Source organism: Nonomuraea rubra, assembly GCF_014207985.1.
GTDB classification, from domain to species: Bacteria; Actinomycetota; Actinomycetes; order Streptosporangiales; family Streptosporangiaceae; genus Nonomuraea; species Nonomuraea rubra.
In genome coordinates this window covers 3547766-3563581 of record NZ_JACHMI010000001.1, presented here as the reverse complement: position 1 = coordinate 3563581, position 15816 = coordinate 3547766, and the positions used below count along the sequence as shown (strand labels likewise).

Sequence of the window (15816 nt, the reverse complement as noted above, 5' to 3'; positions counted from 1 at the left end):
TCACGGCGCGGCGGCCGGAGGACTACTTCAGCGTGAGCGGGTTCTCGATCGCGATGCGGGTCAGCTTCCGCGGATTGCGGACGTAGTAGAGGCCGGTGATGCGGGCGTCCTCGACCCTGACCGCGATGACGCCGTCGATCTCGCCGTCCACGCGGAGGAGGAGTGCGGGGTTGCCGTTGACCACGGTGGCCTCACCGGTGAGCGCGATGCCGGCCTTGCCGAGGCCGTCGACGATCATGCGGGCCACCTTGCCGGCGCCGATGACCGGCCGCGGCGCGGCCTGCTTGATGCCGCCGCCGTCGCTGATCAGGACAACGTCGGGGGCGAGCACGTCGAGGAGGCCTTGCAGGTTCCTGGTGTCGAGGGCGCGCTGGAAGGACTCCAGCGCGGCCCGGGCCTCGCTGGGGGAGACCGCCTCGCGCGGGCGGCGGGCATCGACGTGCCGGCGGGCGCGGTGCGCGATCTGGCGAACCGTGACCGGGCTCTTGCCGACGGCGGCCGCGATCTCTTCGTAGCCGACGTCGAAGACCTCACGCAGCACGAACACGGCCCGCTCGGTCGGCGACAGCGTCTCCAGGACGAGCATCAGCGCCATCGACACGCTCTCTGCCAGCTCGACGTCCTCGGCCACGTCCGGCGTGGTGAGCAGCGGCTCGGGCAGCCAGGGACCGACGTACACCTCCTTGCGGCGCCTCATGGTCCGCAGCCGGTCCAGCGACCGCCGGGTCGTGATCCGGACCAGGTAGGCGCGCCGGTCGCGTACCTGCCCCAGGTCTATCTTCATCCATCGCAACCAGGTTTCCTGAAGGACGTCCTCGGCGTCGGCGGCCGAGCCGAGCATCTCGTAGGCGACGGTGAACAGCAGGTTGCGGTGGGCGACGAACGTCTCGGTGGCCGAGTCCGTGCGGTCGCCTTGAGCGGGCGGCTCAACCGGGCCCGTCGTCGGCTCGCTGCGCTCGTTCATGGGCGGCTCCTGCCTTGTCGCTCTCAAGTCCTGCTCCACGCATTAGGCGCCGGCCCCTACAGCCGTGTGACACCCGTGATCGGTGACGCACGTCACATGACCGCACTGTCACGCAGTTCGGGGCGCCGGCGCCTCATGGGCGTCAGGGCGCCGCGGCACACCTCTGCACGAGTGATCGCCTTGCAACGGCAACCGGCACCGCAGAACGGAAGGCCGTCATGAGCATGGTCTGGTTCGTCACCGGTTCGTCCCGCGGCCTGGGCCGCGAGTCTTGACGAATCGGCCAGAAGAGCGGTGACCCGGGCCGAGCCGACTCATCCAGAGCAAACAACCGACAGGAGCAACGCATGAAGCACCGCATCGTCGTCCTCGGCGCCGGCTACGCCGGGGCCTACGTGGCCGGGAACCTGGCCCGCCGGCTGTCCCCGAAGGACACCGAGATCACCGTGGTCAACGCCGCGCCGGACTTCGTCCAGCGCATGCGGCTGCACCAGCTCGCCGCCGGACGGGACATCGAGGCTCCGCGGCTCGCCGAGGTCTTCGCCGGGACGGAGGTACGGCTGCGCCTGGCCCGTGTCACCGCCGTCGACCCCGAGCGTCAGGTCGTCGCCATGGCCGACACCGGCGGCGTCCCCGGCGGCGTCCCCGGCGGCGGAGGCGAGCTCGGCTACGACACGCTGGTCTACGCGCTCGGCAGCCGCGGCAACGTCGAGGGCCTCCCCGGCGCGGCCGAGCACGCCTTCGACGTCGCCGCCCGGCCCTCGGCGCTGCGCCTGCGCGAGCGCCTGGACAGCCTGGACAGGTCAGGCCGGGGCGGGAACGTGGTGGTCGTCGGTGACGGGCTGACCGGGATCGAGGCCGCCACCGAGATCGCCGAGTCCCGGCCCGGCCTGTCGGTGGCGCTCATCGCGCGCGGCGAGCTGGGCGCCCGGCTCTCCGCCGGTGCCCGCGACCACCTGCGCCGGGCCTGCGACCGGCTGGGCGTCACCGTCCTGGAGCACACCAGCGTCGGAGCCGTCGAAGCGACGCGGGTGCTCTGCGCCGACGGCACCGCTCTGGCGTCCGACGCGACCGTGTGGACGGCCGGGTTCGCGATCAGCCCCATCGCCGCCGCCGGCGGGCTGGCGGTCACCGGGACAGGTCAGATCGTCGTCGATCGCACCATGCGGTCGGTCTCGCACCCGAACGTCTACGCCGTCGGCGACAGCGTCCACGCCATCGGCGACAACGGCCGGCCGCTGCCGATGTCCTGCGCGTCGGCCGGCTACACCGGCCGGCAGGCCATCGAGGCGATCGTGGGACGCCTGACAGGACGCACGATCCCGAACACCAAGCTGGTCTACACCTACAACCACATCAGCCTCGGGCGCCGGGACGGGATCCTGCAGCTGGTCGACGGCGAAGGGCGGGCAAAGCCGAAGTACCAGGGCGGATGGCAGCCCTCACGGGTCAAGGCAGGCATCCTCAGGATGGCGCTGTGGGCCACCTCGCACCCCACCTACGGCCTGCCCAAGCGCAGGCACCGCCTGGCCGCCGCACCGGAAATGACAGCCGCGAAGGCTCTCGCGTAGCCGGCCCCAGTTGGCCTACCGGCTGCCGGGGGCTCCGCCACCGAGGCCGTAGACACCGTGCAGGCTGCGTTACCGCACTGGCAGGCCGCTGACCGTCAGCGGATCAACGTGCCGGAAGGCCAGTACATCCGTGAAGGTTCAGGGTCTTCTGTGTACCGCTCCGGGGCACACGGAAGACCCCGACCAAATGGCGTCGTGGTCATCCGGCAGTCGGGCGCGAGTCGCTCCACACCCCCGTAACGACACCGTCCGGCAGCTCGATCCTCAACTGCCGACACCACGATCGCGTCGGCGCCCATCCCTCAGCCGGCCTGAAACTCACCCGTAGCCAGGTCGCCGAGCTGGGAACCGGCCCACCCAGCTGACGAGTTCCGTGGGCGGCCGCCTCTCCGCCCGGATCGAAGGCACCCACGTTGTCGTCGCAGTAGGGCGTGCCTTGATCATCCTCGGTGGACAGCATCCAATACCAGAAGAACGGCCCGTTGATTTCCGTCTCGTCTGGCCGGACCCCGGGGACGAACTCGTAGTGCAGCACGGCACCGCTGTCCAGCATTTCCATTCCACGCGCGACCGCGCGGTGGCCTTCCACCAGATCTCCCAGATCGATGTCGAAGACAAGGTCGAGACGCCTCGATCCGCCCATCTTGGCGAAATAGGCGTCAGTAGCCGTACGCGGCGGAATCCTGAACACGACTACAGCATCGGACATGATCGAGAAGCCCGCCACCAATATCCACAACCGAGGACGGCCCGGGGACGGCGTCCCGCATGGCCACCTCCCGGTCTCCCACATCCGCACCCGGGCGTTCCGTCGCGATCTTCCGGTGACCTTCGACTGGGACGATCTGCCGCATGCTGTCGCGCATATCAGCGATCTCAGGTGTGATCTTTCGGGGCGGCGTTCCTCGCGGCGTGCACCGCGGCGAAACCCGCCCCTGCCTCCGTGCCCACCGCGGCCGGCCTTCCCTCCGGCGCGCACCAGTACGACCCGACCGAACTCAGGCCGGGCGACTGTATCGACCCCTTGCCCGACGGCGCTCTGGTGACAGTCGTTCCATGCGATCGGCCGCACGTGGCGGAGTTCGCAACCACCTATGTCCTCCCCGACGGCCCCTATCCAGGAATGGATGACATGCAGCGTCTGGCCGAGGTCGGGTGCACGCCGAGAATGCGGCTGGTCGAGGCGAAAAAGTACGAGGTCATCGTGAGCGGCCTTGTGCCGCCGGAGGAGGACTGGCCTCGATACCGGACCATCTACTGTCTCGCGATCGCCGTCGATCAAGGACCCTCCCTGGTAGGACGAGTCATCATGTGAGACTCCTGCTGGACACGCGGCGGCAGCGGCACCGAGCCCGGCTGCCATTTAGATCGGCCGCGAGGTCATGAACCGTACAGGCAGAAACGGATGTCCGCAGGCTTGGCCGCCGCGAGCAGGCCACCTCAGTGGGGCCGTCGCGACGCCGGGGTGACGATGACGGCCGCGTTCGGCCTGCTGGTCGGGCTGGCGACAGCACCTGTGCTCGCCACGTACGCCGGCGCGGATCCGCGGGCGCTGCTGCTGCCGAGGCCGCCTATGAGGTCATCGCCGCAGACACGGCATGCGAGACTGCTGCAACCCCTGACCGCGAGGTGAGCAAATCAGGCCGACAGGATCACCGGCTCGTGCCCGGCTGACGCGATGCCGAGCAAAGGCATTCGCGAAAGTTCAGGGGTTGCCCCGTTAGGTGCCGCTCCAGGGATTCGAACCCTGAACCTCCGCCTCCTGAAGACGGCGCCTCTGCCAGTTGGGCCAGAGCGGCTTGGGCCCCGGGCTTGGCTGGCGTGGGCCGGCCCGGGGCGGGGGCGGGGTCCGGCCGGGGGGCGCCATTCCCGACGGCCAGGCCGTAGCCCGCGGCCCTATTCTTTCAGGGCCGTTGTCCGAGTGGCAGGATTCGAACCTGCGGTGCTCCTGCTCCCAAGGCAGGCGGGCTGACCAAGCTGCCCCACACTCGGTGACGAAAAGAAAAATGAGGAAGCCGCCTCGGAGGTGATCCGAGACGGCTTTCCGGGAACCCGTGCGAAGGGTTTATCCGGAAAGCCTTCGCCGCAGCTCGGGCAGGGTGGCGGCGGAGGGGCTCGGCAGGGTTGGGATGAGCACTTCGCCACCTTTCTGCTTGTTGCTGGACGATGTCCACGGTAAACCGGTGATCGGGTCCCGTGCCACTTATTTATGGCCGCCGGCGCCGATTCGGCTCTCCGGGGTTTCGACGCGGAAGCGGGGCAGGGATTCCGGGTAGTTGTCGCGGACGAAATTGACCAGGAATTCGCGTACGTCGCACTTGAGGTCCCAGGAGGACGGCGAGTCGGCGGCGCTCATCAGGGCGCGCAGCTCGACCAGGCCGTTCGGCAGCACGTCCGTGACCTGGAGGGTCCAGTCCTTCTGGTCCCACAGCGGGTTGCCCTGCAGGAACTCGTAGAGCGCGTCACGCAGTTTCGGGACGGGGACCGACCAGTCCACGCGCAGCAGGCACACGGCCAGGACGCGGCTGCCGTGGCGGGTCCAGTTCTCGAACGGGTTCTGGGTGAAGTACGAGACCGGGAGCACGAGGCGGCGTTCGTCCCACAGGCGCAGCACCACGTACGTGAGGGTGAGCTCCTCGATGCGTCCCCATTCGTCCTCGACGACGACCACGTCGTCCAGGCGGAGCGCGTCGCTGAAGGCGAGCTGGAGACCGGCGAGCATGTTGCCGATGGTGGGCTGGGCGGCGATGCCGACGATGGCGCCGGCGATGCCGGCCGAGGCGAGCAGACCGGCGCCGAGCGCGCGGACCTGAGGGAAGGAGAAGAGCATCGCGCCGACCGCGATCACGATGATGATCGCGGCGGCGACGCGGCGGACCAGCGCGATCTGCGTCATGATCCGCCGCGCCCGCCGGTTGCGCTCCCCCTCGACCAGCACCAGCCGGTCGAGGATGACGTCCGTCAGCGCGTACGCCGCCTGCACGATCAGCCACGTGACCGCGGCGATCGTGAACAGGCCCAGCACCCGTTCGACGGTGCCCGCCGTGCCCCGCTCGCTCGCCGAGTCGCCGAACATGCCCGGCCCGAACACGAGGTTGAACGCCACCACGGCGGCCACCGAGAAGGCCGGCCACGTGCAGTGCTCCACCAGATGACGGGCCAGCGCCCATTTCCGGCCCACCTTGGTGAGGACCCTCCTGGACACCTCCACCACCAGGATGGCGCCCACCACCGAGATGACGAGGATCGGCCAGTCAGCCGGAGACTGCACGCTCATGCCCCCAATGTCTTAGAACGTCTCGTCAAAGGTCACATTTCCCTCAACTGCCACTTGATACGCGGAGACACGCCGTTCGAAGAAATTGGCCAGCTCCTGCACGTCCTGCAACTCCATGAACGCGAACGGGTTCGCCGAGCCGTAACGCCTGGGCAGCCCCAGCCTGGCCAGGCGCTGGTCGGCCACGTACTCCAGGTACTGGCGCATCTGCTCGGCGCTCATCCCGGGCATGCCGTCACCGCACAGGTCCTCGGCGAAGGCCAGCTCGGCGGCCACCGCCTCCTCCAGCATCAGCGTCACCTGCTTGCCCAGCTCGTCGTCGAACAGCGACGGCTCCTCGGCCCGTACGGTGTCCACCACGCTGAACGCGAACTCCATGTGCATGGACTCGTCGCGGAACACCCAGTTCGTCCCCGTGGCCAGGCCGTCGAGCAGCCCGCGGGAGCGGAACCAGTAGACGTAGGCGAACGCGCCGTAGAAGAACAGGCCCTCGATGCAGGCGGCGAAGCAGATCAGGTTGAGCAGGAACCGGCGGCGCTCGGCGGCGGTCTCCAGCCGCTGCAGGCTCTCGATGGAGTCGATCCACTTGAAGCAGAACTCCGCCTTGTCGCGGATCGACGGGATGTGCTCGATCGCGGCGAACGCCTTGACCCGCTCGTCCGGGTCCGGCAGGTACGTGTCGAGCAGCGTGAGGTAGAACTGCACGTGCACGGCCTCCTCGTAGAGCTGCCTGCTGAGGTAGAGGCGCGCTTCGGGGGCGTTGACGTGCTGGTAGAGGTTGAGCACGAGGTTGTTGGCCACGATGGAGTCGCCGGTGGCGAAGAACGCGACCAGCCGGTTGATCAGGTGCCGCTCCTGCGGCGTCATCCTGGCCAGGTCGGCGAGGTCGTTGTGCAGGTCCACCTCCTCGACGGTCCACGTGTTGCGGATCGCGGCGCGGAACCGCTCGTAGAAGTCCGGGTACCGCATGGGCCGGAGGGTGAGGTCCATTCCGGGGTCGAGCAGCATGAGAAGAGGGCTCCTTACTGGCAGGCTTCGCAGGTCTCGGGGTTCTCGAGTGAGCAGGCCACCGCTTCGGCGACCGGCGTCGCGACCGTGGTCTGGGCGATGCGGGTGGCGGGGCGGGAGCGCAGGTAGTACGTGGTCTTCAGGCCCTGCTTCCAGGCGTAGGCGTACATCGAGGAGAGCTTGCCGATGGTGGGGCTGGCCATGAAGAGGTTGAGCGACTGCGACTGGTCGATGTACGGCTGGCGCGCGGCGGCCAGGTCGATGAGCGCCTTCTGCGGCAGCTCCCAGGCCGTGCGGTAGAGCACCTTGAGGTCGTCGGGGACGCCGGGCAGCGCCTGCACCGAGCCGTCGGCCCGCTTGAGGTCGTCGCGGAGCTGCTGCGTCCACAGCCCCCGGGCCTGCAGGTCGGCCACCAGGTACCGGTTGACCTGGAGGAACTCGCCGGACAGGGTCTCGCGCTTGAACACGTTGGACACCTGCGGCTCGATGCACTCGTAGCAGCCGGCGATGGAGGCGATCGTGGCCGTGGGCGCGATGGCGATCATGAGCGAGTTGCGCAGGCCGGTGCGGGCGATCTTCTCGCGCAGCGCCTCCCACTGAGGGGACGAGGTGGTGTAGTGGTCGGGGTGCAGGACGCCGCCGGACGCGCGGGTGTCGGCGTACGACGGGTGCCGGCCGCGCTCGGTGGCGAGGTCGGCCGAGGTGTCGTACGCGGCCAGCGCGATCTCCTCGGAGATCCTGGTGGACAGCTCCAGCGCCCGCGGCGAGTCGAACGGCAGCCGCAGCGCGAAGAACACGTCGGCCAGCCCCATCAGCCCGAGCCCGATGGGCCGCCAGCGCTTGTTGGCCGCCTCGGCCTCGGGCGTCGGGTAGAAGCCGAGGTCGATGGTGCGGTCGAGGAAGCGTACGGCGGTGCGCACGGTGCGGCGCAGCCGCTCCCAGTCCACCTCGCCCGCCACCAGGTGGGCGGCCAGGTTGATCGAGCCGAGGTTGCAGACCGCGGTCTCGCCGTCGCTGGTGACCTCCAGGATCTCGGTGCACAGGTTCGACAGGTGGATGACGTTCTCGGGGCGGGCGGTCTGGTTGGAGGTGCGGTTGGCGGCGTCCTTGAACGTCATCCAGCCGTTGCCGGTCTGGGCGAGGGTGCGCATCATGCGGCCGTACAGGGTGCGCGCCGGGATCTGCCTGACATATCGTCCCTCGGCCTCGTAGGCGCGGTATCTCGCCTCGAACGCCTCCCCGTACAGGTCCGTGAGGTCGGGCGTCTCCTTCGGGTCGAACAGCGACCACATCTCGTCGGCCTCGACCCGGCGCATGAACTCGTCGGGCACCCAGTTGGCCAGGTTCAGGTTGTGCGTACGGCGGGCGTCCTCGCCGGTGTTGTCCCGCAGCTCCAGGAACTCCTCGATGTCGGCGTGCCAGGTCTCCAGGTAGACGCAGGCCGCGCCCTTGCGCCGCCCGCCCTGGTTGACCGCGGCCACGGACGAGTCGAGCGTGCGCAGCCAGGGCACGATGCCGTTGGAGTGGCCGTTCGTGCCCCTGATGAGGGAGCCGCGCGAGCGCACCCGGGTCCAGGAGATGCCGATGCCCCCGGCGTACTTGGACAGCCGCGCCACCTGGCCGTACCTGTCGTAGATGCCCTCCAGCTCGTCGCGCGGCGAGTCGAGCAGGAAGCAGGACGACAGCTGCGGGCGGCGCGCGCCGGAGTTGAACAGGGTGGGCGAGCTGGGCAGGTACGACAGCGTGGACATGAGCCCGTACAGCTCGGCCGCCTCGGCGACGGTCTCCGACAGCCCGCAGGCCACGCGGAGGAAGAAGTGCTGCGGCCGTTCGAGCACGTCGCGGGTCTCGGGGTGGCGCAGCAGGTAGCGGTCGTAGACCGTACGCAGCCCGAAGTACTCGAACCGGTCGTCGGCCTCGTCCGAGATCAGCGCGTCCAGCTCGGCGGCGTGCGCGGCGACGAACGCGGCGAGCGCGTCCTGGATCAGCCCGGCCGCGTGGGTGGCCGCGATCGACTCGGAGAACGAGCGCACGCCGTGCCCGGCGGCCTCCTCGGCGATCTCCTCGGCCAGCAGCCGGGCGGCGACCCGCGAGTTGGCCGGGTCGGCGATCACCCGCGCGGCGGCCTCCTCGATGGCCAGGCGGCGGTCAACCTCGACGATCTGAGTCACGTTCGCTCTCCTCATCCCCGTGAGGGCACGCGAGAGCACGGCGGCACGCCATCGGCATGCCGCGTCGCGCTCCGGCCCACCCTCGAGACCCTGAACACTTCACGCCGGGCAGCACCCGGCATGCCGCTGGCAGGTCTTCGGGCTCGCGGGCACGCTCGATGGCACCTACTGGCCGCCGCTTCCCGGATCTCTCCAGTGCGAATGACGGCGGTCGTTCCCGCTCACCGCTGCGGGGCAGCCCCGGAATCGCACCGGGTTCCCTTTTGCTCCGCCTCCTGTGAGGCGAACCAGCGACGAGCAGGATCCTACATCTAGTGGCCGTTCCCGCAACTACCCCAGCATGTTGTGGCTTTGGTGGAGTCGAGGAGGCCGAGGTCCCGCAGCACGGCGCGGGTGCGGGCGATCTCGGTGCCGAGCCAGCGGGCGAAGTCGTCGCCGGCGAGCGGGATCGGGATCCAGCCGGCGGCCAGGCAGGCCGCCTCCCACGCGCTGGATCCGATCACCTCCTCGCACATGCGCACGGCCTGCTCGCGGCTCTCCGCCGGCATGTCCTCGGGCCCGAACGCGGCCGTCCAGTCAGCGAAGTCCACCCGGACGCCGCACTCCAGCAGCGTCGGCACGTCGAGGTCGGGCACGGGGCGGGCCGAGGAGACCGCGAGCGCCCTGACGCGGCCGCGGCCGATGGCGGTGCGCCAGTCGGCCAGCGGGCCCGCCGCGGCGACCGCCTTGCCGGAGAGCAACGCGGAGGCGGCCTCGCCCAGCCGGGGGTAGCCGGAGTAGTCGACCCGCCTGCCGTCCGCGCCGATGGCCCTGGCGATCAGGCCGAACAGCAGGTGGTCGGGCTCGCCCTGCGGCCCGCCCACCAGCAGGGTCTGCTGGGGGCTGGCCAGGAGCCGGGCGGCGAAGTCGCCGAAGTCCCGCAGGGGCGAGCGCTCGGGGACGACCACGACCTCGATCTGGCCGCTGAGTCTGGCCAGCGGGGTGGCGGTGTCGAGCAGGCTCTGGGTGTTGTTCAGCTCGGCGGCGGCCAGCGCGGGCAGGCCGCTCACCGTGATCGCGAAACCGGTGCCCGCCACCGGCCCTCCACCGACCGTGGGACCACCCTCTGCCGGACCGCCACCCGTCGGCCCGCCACCCGACGGACCGCCACCCGACGGACCGCTGCCTGCCGGGCCGCCGCTGGTCGGGCCGCCGGTCGGGCCGGTGCCGGTCGCCGGGGTGCCGCTGATCGCGTGGCTGACGGCCGCCGCGAAGCCCGCCGAGCGGGCCGCGCCGGCGAACGCCTTCCCCACGGGGGCCCAGCGGCGCCCCGCCGTGGTGATCGAGAATCCGGTACGCAGCACGTTCCCCGCCCGCTCCGTGCCGCAACCGGCCACGCAGGCGACGGCGCCGAGCCCGCAGGCGAGGAACCGCCGCCGGCGCATGTACTTCTCCCTCGAATCCCCCATTACTCTAGGTTATTAACCCATTACCCGACGCTCTACACGGGGATCATGGTCAACGCTCAAAACCGCCATTTTTGGCGATTTTTCGTGATTTTCAGGCTTAAGTGGTTTTCTTTCCCACCCCGGCCATCAGCGACGACGGCAGCGACCAGTCCCCCACCAGCTTGGGCCGGTCCGGCCGCCAGTCCGTGGCCTGGACGAGCCCCGGCGGCTCCAGCGGCCACCCCCCGAAGAACGCGCGGATCTGCCCCGGCGACCGGTCGGTCCCGCCACCGGCCGTCGAGCCCCGGTAGACCCCCCTGGCCCGCTCCTCGTCCTCCAGACCCCCCAGGGTCGTGGCGTGCGTGATCACCAGGAAGCCGCCCGGCGCCAGGCGCTCGCGCAGCACGGCCACCGCCCGCTGCGGCCCCGCCGAGTCCGGCAGGAAGTGCAGGATCGAGACCAGCAGCACCGCGATCGGCCGGTCGAGATCGAGGAACTCCCCTGCCCTGGCCAGCACGTCCTCGGGATCGAGCAGGTCGGCCTGGACGAAACGGGCCCTGCCCGGCGAGTGCCGGAGCAGGGCCGTGGCGTGTGCGGCGACAACGGGGTCGTGATCGACGTAGACGACCCTGGCCTCGGGCGCCACCTCGTGCGCGCTGCCCTGGGTGGGCAGCCCGCTGCCGAGGTCGAGGAACTGGTCGACCCCGGCGCGGGCGACATAACGTACGGCACGCTGGAGGAAGGCCCGGTTCGCGCGGGCCAGCGGGACCGCCTCCGGGATCAGCTCGGCGAGCTGGTCGATGGCCTGGCGGTCGACCGCGAAGTTGTCCTTCCCGCCCAGCATGTAGTCGTACATGCGTGCGGGATGAGGCTTCTGGTGGTCGAACTGCCGCACAGTATCGAAGCTATGTCGTATCCAGCCGGATAACACTACCTTGGGAAGATTGTGGCTGAATTCAAGTCGGCTATTCGACCGTAACGCTCTTGGCGAGATTGCGCGGCTTGTCCACATCGCGGCCCAGCGCCACCGCGGCGTGGTACGCCAGGAGCTGCAGCGGGATCGTGAGCAGGATCGGGTCGAGCTCGATCTCGTTCCTGGGAATCACGATCACGTCGTCGGCCAGCTTGGCGTCGGGCTCGCGGTGCCCCACCATGAGCACCTGGCCGCCGCGGGCCCGGATCTCGCCGAGGGTGGTGAGGTTCTTGTCGAGCAGCTCGTCGTCGGGCACGATCGCGACCGTCGGCATGTCGGGGCCGATCAGCGCGAGCGGGCCGTGCTTGAGCTCGCTGGCCGGGTACGCCTCGGCGTGCACGTAGGAGATCTCCTTGAGCTTCTGCGCGCCCTCGCGGGCCACCGGGTAACCGCGCACCCGGCCGACGAACATCATGCTCGGGTGCGGCGCGTACTTCTTGGCCAGCTCGGCGATCTTGTCACCCTGCTGCAGGATCTGCTCGATCTGGCCGGGCAGCCTGCGCAGGCCCTCCACGATGCGCCGCCCGTCGGCGGGCGACAGGTCGCGCACGCGGCCCAGGTGCAGCGCGAGCAGCGCGAACGCCAGCGACGTCGAGGTGAACGCCTTGGTCGAGGCGACCGAGACCTCGGGCCCCGCGTGCAGGTAGATGCCGCCGTCGACCTCGCGGGCGATGGCGCTGCCCACGGCGTTGACGATGCCGATGACCCGGCCGCCCTTGCGCTTGAGCTCCTGCACGGCGGCGAGCGTGTCGTAGGTCTCGCCCGACTGGCTGATCGCGACGTAGAGGGTGTCGGGGTCGACGACGGGGTTGCGGTAGCGGAACTCGCTGGCCGGCTCGGCGTCGGACGGGATGCGCGCCAGCTCCTCGATGAGCTGGGCGCCGATCTGGCCCGAGTAGTACGCCGACCCGCAGCCGATGATCTTCACCCGGCGGAAGCTCCGGGTCTCGCGGGCGTCCATGTTCAGGCCGCCGAGGTGGGCCACGTGGAAGCGCTCGTCGAGACGCCCGCTCATGGTGCGGGTGATCGTCTCGGGCTGCTCGGAGATCTCCTTGAGCAGGTAGTGCTCGTAGCCGCCGGTGTCGTAGTGGCCGGCGTCCCAGTCGACGGTCAGCGGCTCCTTGGCCGTCTCGCGGGCGTCGCTGGCGAAGGTGTGGAAGCCGTCGGCCTTGAGCACGGCCAGCTCGCCGTCCTCCAGGTGCACGACCTGGCGGGTGTAGCGGACCAGCGCCGCCACGTCGGAGGCGGCGAACATCTCCTTCTCGCCGATGCCCAGCACGATCGGGCTGCCGTTGCGCGCCACGACCACCTCGCCGGGCCGCTCGGAGTCGATCACGGCGATGCCGTACGTGCCGACGACGCTCTTGAGCGTCTTCCTGACGGCCTCCTCCAGCGAGTCGTTCTCGTCGACGGCGGCGGCGATCAGGTGCGCGAGCACCTCGGTGTCCGTCTCGGAGGCGAACACCACACCATCGGCCTCCAGCTTGGCGCGCAGCTCCCCGGCGTTCTCGATGATGCCGTTGTGCACGACCGCGATGCGCTCGTCGGTGGACAGGTGCGGGTGCGCGTTGACGTCGCTCGGCACGCCGTGCGTGGCCCATCGGGTGTGCCCGATGCCCAGGCCGCCCTTGAACCTGACCGGCACGACCTTGGCCAGGTCCGCCACCCGGCCCTTGACCTTGCGTACCTTCAACCCCTTGTTGGACACCACGACCCCGGCCGAGTCATAGCCCCGGTACTCCAGCCGCTGCAGGCCCTCCAGCAGGATGGGCGCAGCGTCCTTGGGGCCGACATAGGCCACGATTCCGCACATCGAGGTCTCCTCTATCCGTAGACGATCCTGCGTAGCTGCCTCAGGGACAGCTCTGGAGCCGTTACCCGCCGGCTCCGTAATTCGGCGGCGATCCGCGGAAAGGTCTCGTCGTTGGTGAAGCCCTTGGACTTCAGCTCGCCGTGGCGGCGGCGGACGAACTCCTCGGTGGACTCCGAGAAGTACGACAGCACGTCGGCCACCACGCGGGCCGCCTCGCCCGGACCGAGCGGGCTCGTCCTCGTGAGGTGCGCGATGAGATCTTCGTACGGATGCCGTGCCGTGGACACAGACGAGGACACTACGGCTCTGGAACGAGACACGCCAACATCCTGCCCGATATCGGGCAGGGAATGCTTCTAGGCGACGGCCGCGCGGCCCCAGCCCTTGCTCAGCCGCCGGCAGGCGAACGCTCCGGCGGCCAGGCCGAGGCCCGCGAGCACCGCCGCCGGGCCCGCCGTACCGGCGAGGTCGCCCCTGACCGCCGCCTGCAGCATGGCCGTCGCCCAGTACCCGGGCGAGATCGGCGCGACCGCCTGCGCCCAGGCGGGCATCAGCGCGTACGGGACCAGTGCCCCGCCCAGCGCGCTGACCGACAGGGCGGCGATGTTGCACAGCGTGCTGAGCTCGCCCTGGCTGCGCACGACGCCGGCGATGGCGGTGCCCACGCAGAGCAGGGCGAAGCTCCACGCCGTCACGGCCAGCGCGAGCGGCCAGACCGGGCCCGACAGGCGCATGCCGACGGCGAGCACGCCGTAGACCAGCAGCACCGCCTGCTGGACGACCAGCACGGCGAAGACGGGCACGGCCTTGCCGATCATGATCTCGGGCACCGTCGCCCTGGTGGCGCGCAGGCGGTCCCAGGTGTGCCAGGTGCGTTCCGTGAGGGTGGCGGTGGCGACGTCGGCCATCGACAGCACCGAGAACATCACCAGCAGGCCGGTGACCGCCTGCGTGGGTTCGCCGAGCATGCCCTTGAAGATCAGCATGAGCACCATGGGCATGACGAGGTAGCTGACGAAGTGGGCGGGGTCGCGCCGGCGCAGCAGCACGTTGTGCCCGGTCAGCACGGCGATCCTGTGCAGGCGTCCGTCACGCGGCACGGTCATGGGACAGCTCCCGGTACAGGTCGTCGAGCGAGGGGTGGCGGATGTCGATGCCGCGTACCGGGCGGTCGAGGTCGCGCAGCAGGGCGGTCAGGGTCGCGGTCGGGTCGGTGGTGCTGACGGTGATGTCCTGGCCGCCCTCCACGCTCACCCGCACCTCCCCCGGCAGGTCCTTCAGCAGGTCGGCGCCCGCGCCGCGGGCGATCACGCGGCCGTCGCGCGCGACGGCGACCGTGGCGCCCAGCTCGGACAGCTCCGGCAGGTAGTGGGTGCAGTAGACGACGGCCGCGCCGCGAGCGGCCCGCCGCCGCACGGCCGTCAGCAGCGCGGCGCGCGTCTCGGGGTCGGCGCCCGCCGTGGGCTCGTCGAGCAGCAGCACGCCGGGATCGGCCAGGAGGGCGGTGGCGGCCTGCACCCTGCGCTGCTGGCCGCCGGAGAGCACGCCCGCCCGCCGGTCGAGCACGCCGGTGAGCAGCAGTTCCTCCGCCGTGCTCTCGACCGCCCCGGCCAGGGCCCGTCCGCGCAGCCCCGCCAGGCCGCCGAAGAGCCGCAGCGTCTCCCGTACGGTGATCGCGGGGTAGAGCGCGAGCTGCTGCGGCGCCACGTCCACCCGGCCCTCGACCCGCACGGACCCGGCGTCCGGCGCGGTCAGCCCCGCGGCGATCTCGAAGAACGTCGTCTTGCCCGCCCCGTTGTGCCCCACCAGCCCCGCGATCTCCCCCGGCGCCACCCGCAGGTCGAACCCGTCGAGCGCGGTGACGTCGCCGTACCGCTTGACCAGCCCTTCGGCCCTCAGCATGACCATCACACCCTCCTCAGTCTACGTTGTAGACTGCTCTACACTGTAGACTCGGCCTGTGCGGAAGCTCAAGACCTCCCGGCAGCCGGAAATCCTCGACGCGGCACTCGCGATCGCCGACGAGCGCGGGCTCGACGCCCTGTCCATGCGCGCCGTGGCGGAGCGCGTCGGGGTGACGCCCATGGCCCTGTACGGCTACTTCCGCAACAAGGACGAGCTGCTCGACGGCCTGGTGGGGCGGCTGCTCGCCGAGCTGGCCCCCGCCGGGCCCGGCGGCTCGTGGCAGGAGCGGCTGACCGCGGTCGCGCAGGCGACGCGGCGGGTGGCCAGGGAGCATCCTTCGGTCTTCCCGCTGCTGCTCTTCCGCTCCTCGGTGACGCCGGACGGGGTGCGGGTGGTGGACGCGATCTACCAGGCGCTGCTGGAGGCGGGGGTACCGGAGGCGGAGGTGCCGCGGGTGGAGCGGCTGGTGAGCACGTTCGTGCTCGGATTCGCGGTCTCGGAGGTGAACGGGCGCTTCTCCGGCACCTCGAACGCGTCGCGAGCGCGGCGCGGCGGCGAGGACGCCCCCGCGCACCGGCGGCTGGCGGAGCATCTGACGGTCGATGACTGGGATGCCGAATTCGCCGCTGATCTGGCTGATCTCATGCGTATCATCCGACCCGTCTGACACATCCCTTTCTGGGAACAGTTACGGTGAGTAGTCGTAT

Annotated in this window: 15 protein-coding genes, 2 tRNA genes and 1 riboswitch; of the genes, 4 read left to right on the top strand and 13 right to left on the bottom strand. The window is 70.3% G+C overall.

Annotated features, from left to right (window positions below; all coding sequences use genetic code 11):
- Positions 1-22 precede the first annotated feature (22 nt).
- Positions 23-964: an RNA polymerase sigma-70 factor gene (locus tag HD593_RS16230; protein ID WP_185102951.1), complete on the bottom strand. Its 942-nt coding sequence runs from the start codon at positions 962-964 to the stop codon at positions 23-25.
- Between the two features lie 347 nt (positions 965-1311).
- On the opposite strand from HD593_RS16230, the gene HD593_RS16225 reads away from it, so the two are divergent.
- Positions 1312-2535: an NAD(P)/FAD-dependent oxidoreductase gene (locus HD593_RS16225; RefSeq protein WP_185102950.1), complete on the top strand. Its 1224-nt coding sequence runs from the start codon at positions 1312-1314 to the stop codon at positions 2533-2535.
- 199 nt (positions 2536-2734) lie between these two features.
- Here HD593_RS16225 and HD593_RS16220 read toward each other — a convergent pair whose 3' ends face one another.
- Positions 2735-3262, bottom strand: coding sequence for a hypothetical protein (locus HD593_RS16220; protein ID WP_185102949.1), 528 nt, complete (start codon positions 3260-3262; stop codon positions 2735-2737).
- A 216-nt stretch (positions 3263-3478) separates the two neighbouring features.
- Here HD593_RS16220 and HD593_RS16215 point away from each other — a divergent pair, with 216 nt between their 5' ends.
- Together HD593_RS16215 and HD593_RS16210 are read left to right on the top strand one after the other, a co-directional pair.
- Positions 3479-3850, top strand: coding sequence for a hypothetical protein (locus tag HD593_RS16215; protein ID WP_185102948.1), 372 nt, complete (start codon positions 3479-3481; stop codon positions 3848-3850).
- Positions 3851-3940: 90 nt separating this feature from the next.
- The gene (locus HD593_RS16210) at positions 3941-4168 is read left to right on the top strand and encodes a hypothetical protein (RefSeq protein WP_185102947.1); all 228 of its coding nucleotides are present in this window, start codon (positions 3941-3943) and stop codon (positions 4166-4168) included.
- Between the two features lie 92 nt (positions 4169-4260).
- On the opposite strand, the gene HD593_RS16205 is transcribed toward HD593_RS16210, so the two are convergent.
- The 11 genes from HD593_RS16205 to HD593_RS16155 all read right to left on the bottom strand — a co-directional run bounded on the left by HD593_RS16205 (position 4261) and on the right by HD593_RS16155 (position 15112).
- Positions 4261-4334: transfer RNA gene (locus HD593_RS16205), tRNA-Leu, on the bottom strand.
- Positions 4335-4451: 117 nt separating this feature from the next.
- Positions 4452-4527: transfer RNA gene (locus HD593_RS16200), tRNA-Pro, on the bottom strand.
- Positions 4528-4738: 211 nt separating this feature from the next.
- The gene (locus HD593_RS16195) at positions 4739-5812 is read right to left on the bottom strand and encodes a mechanosensitive ion channel family protein (RefSeq protein WP_185102946.1); all 1074 of its coding nucleotides are present in this window, start codon (positions 5810-5812) and stop codon (positions 4739-4741) included.
- A 12-nt stretch (positions 5813-5824) separates the two neighbouring features.
- Positions 5825-6820: a ribonucleotide-diphosphate reductase subunit beta gene (locus tag HD593_RS16190; protein ID WP_185102945.1), complete on the bottom strand. Its 996-nt coding sequence runs from the start codon at positions 6818-6820 to the stop codon at positions 5825-5827.
- 14 nt (positions 6821-6834) lie between these two features.
- On the bottom strand, positions 6835-8991 hold the full coding sequence (locus HD593_RS16185) for a ribonucleoside-diphosphate reductase subunit alpha (RefSeq protein WP_312903497.1): 2157 nt from the start codon (positions 8989-8991) through the stop codon (positions 6835-6837).
- 111 nt (positions 8992-9102) lie between these two features.
- Positions 9103-9298: riboswitch (cobalamin riboswitch) on the bottom strand.
- A 4-nt stretch (positions 9299-9302) separates the two neighbouring features.
- The gene (locus HD593_RS16180) at positions 9303-10439 is read right to left on the bottom strand and encodes a Bug family tripartite tricarboxylate transporter substrate binding protein (RefSeq protein WP_185102943.1); all 1137 of its coding nucleotides are present in this window, start codon (positions 10437-10439) and stop codon (positions 9303-9305) included.
- 97 nt (positions 10440-10536) lie between these two features.
- On the bottom strand, positions 10537-11313 hold the full coding sequence (locus tag HD593_RS16175) for an SAM-dependent methyltransferase (RefSeq protein ID WP_312903496.1): 777 nt from the start codon (positions 11311-11313) through the stop codon (positions 10537-10539).
- A 70-nt stretch (positions 11314-11383) separates the two neighbouring features.
- The gene (gene glmS / locus HD593_RS16170) at positions 11384-13204 is read right to left on the bottom strand and encodes a glutamine--fructose-6-phosphate transaminase (isomerizing) (protein WP_185102941.1); all 1821 of its coding nucleotides are present in this window, start codon (positions 13202-13204) and stop codon (positions 11384-11386) included.
- An 11-nt stretch (positions 13205-13215) separates the two neighbouring features.
- Positions 13216-13491 (bottom strand): hypothetical protein, encoded by a 276-nt coding sequence (locus tag HD593_RS16165; protein WP_185102940.1) that lies wholly within the window; start codon positions 13489-13491, stop codon positions 13216-13218.
- Between the two features lie 69 nt (positions 13492-13560).
- Entirely contained in the window at positions 13561-14310 is a 750-nt protein-coding gene (locus HD593_RS16160) for an ABC transporter permease (RefSeq protein WP_185102939.1), read from the bottom strand.
- Complete coding sequence (locus HD593_RS16155; RefSeq protein ID WP_246546566.1) at positions 14294-15112, bottom strand: ABC transporter ATP-binding protein; 819 nt, start codon at positions 15110-15112, stop codon at positions 14294-14296. Before HD593_RS16155 ends, HD593_RS16160 begins: the two co-directional genes overlap by 17 nt.
- Positions 15113-15164: 52 nt before the next feature.
- Here HD593_RS16155 and HD593_RS16150 point away from each other — a divergent pair, with 52 nt between their 5' ends.
- Entirely contained in the window at positions 15165-15776 is a 612-nt protein-coding gene (locus HD593_RS16150; RefSeq protein ID WP_221524786.1) for a TetR/AcrR family transcriptional regulator, read from the top strand.
- Positions 15777-15816: the final 40 nt, after the last annotated feature.